Source organism: Deinococcus sp., from assembly GCF_030523985.1.
In the GTDB taxonomy this organism is placed as follows: Bacteria; Deinococcota; Deinococci; order Deinococcales; family Deinococcaceae; genus Deinococcus.
On record NZ_JAUNHK010000202.1, the window covers coordinates 1 to 1857 of the forward strand.

The following is a 1857-nucleotide window of genomic DNA, read 5'->3' on the forward strand; positions in this document are numbered from 1 at the left end:
CGCTCCTGACGCCCTACCGCCGCACCGTGGCGCTCGGGCTGCTGCTTTTGCTGGGCAGTGTGGCGGCCGAACTGTACCCGCCTCTGGTCTGGATTCGGGTGGTCGACCAGGGACTCAAAAGTGGGGACTGGAGCTTTATCGGCGGGCAACTCGCCTTGCTGGTCGCCGTGTTCGCCTTGCAGCAGCTCCTCAGTGCTTACCGGGGCGTATTGCTGGAAAAGGCCGGGCAGCAATTCACGCTGGACCTCCGCACCGCCGTGTACGAGAAAGTGCAGTCGCAATCGGCAGCGTACTTCGAGACCCAGCGCACCGGAGACCTGCTGGCGCGGGTCACGGGTGATGTGGACATCTTGCAGGACGTGCTCGTTCGGGGGACCGATTCGGTCATCGCCAACGGGCTGCGGCTTTTCGGCGTCATCGCCATCTTCATCTGGTTGCAGCCTTTATTGGGCGTCCTCACCACGCTGCCTATGCTGGCCGTGGGGCTGATGCTGTGGCGCTACGGTCAGCGGGTGCGGCCTGCCTACCGCGCCGCCCGCACCCGACTGGGCGAACTTTCGGCCCTGATTGCTGACCGACTGGGAGGGATACGAGTAGTACAGGGGTTCGCCCGCGAACGCGACGAAGTGGCGCAGGTGCACGCACTGGGTCAGGAGCTGTACCGCGAACAGGTCAAAGCTGTCATGCTTCGCAACCGGGCCTTTCCGGTGGCCCGTTTCGTAGGAAACCTGGGCAACGTGATTATGCTCGGGGGCGGTGCGTGGCTGATTTTGGCCGGACAGTTCACGCTGGGTGGCCTGCTGGCCTACCGAGGCTATGGCCGCTATTTTTACGGCCCTATCGACGATTTGGTCGGCATCAGCGACCTGCTTCAGCGGGCTGAGGCGGCGGGGCGCCGAGTCTTCGCAGTGCTCGACGCTCCTATAGAAGTCACCGATGCTCCAGACGCCTTTCCCCTCCCCCAGCCGATACGGGGCGAAGTCCGGCTGGAGAATGTCACGTTCGGGTACGACCCGGCCCGGCCCATTTTGCAGGGGGTCAACCTGACCATCCCCGCCGGGCAGCGGGTCGCCATTCTGGGCGAGTCGGGCGCAGGCAAAAGCACGCTGCTGGGCTTGGTCACCCGGCAGTTTGACCCACAGTCAGGCGTGGTCCGGTTGGACGGGCACGACGTTCGGTCGCTCACGCTGAGCAGTCTTCGGCGGGCCGCCGCGTTCATGCCGCAAGACACCTACCTGTTTCACGGGACGGTGCTGGACAACGTCCGTTATGCCCGCCCCGACGCCAGCCCGCAGGAAGTGGAGGAGGCGCTGCGGGCCGCTCACGCTCTGGACTTCGTCGAGTCGCTGCCGGAAGGTCTGGATACCCTGGTCGGGGAGCGCGGTGTGCGCCTCTCCGGGGGTCAGCGCCAACGGCTCGCCATTGCCCGGACGCTGCTGGCCCAACCCGCCATCCTGCTGCTGGACGAGCCGACCAGCGCCGTGGACGCCGAATCCGAAGCCCAAGTTGTCGCCGCCCTGAGCCGCCTGATGCAGGGGCGCACGTCGCTGACCGTCACCCACCGCCTGAGTCTGGCCCGCGCCGCCGAGCGGGTGCTGGTGGTGCAAGGGGGCCAAATCGTGGAGGACGGCTCACCGCAGGACTTGCGGCGACTCGGCGGAGCCTATGCCCGACTGGAAAGTACTGCCGAGCGGCTGGAACGAGGGGAAGTCGTAGAACAAGCTTGACCTTGCATATTTGAAAGGTGTGTCCATTGTGCGCGGAGACTGGGGGGGCATCCGCCGAGAGAGTGAATCGGGGCGTCAACTGCTTAGAGCATTCGACGTAAGAGATGCTCGTGGGTTTCTGACCCTCTAC

Annotated in this window: 1 protein-coding gene; it reads left to right on the forward strand. The window is 65.3% G+C overall.

The window, feature by feature from the left end:
• Positions 1-1727 (forward strand): ABC transporter ATP-binding protein (locus tag Q4C89_RS14945; protein ID WP_303103414.1); only part of this gene is annotated, 1727 nt, incomplete at its 5' end.
• Positions 1728-1857 lie beyond the last annotated feature (130 nt).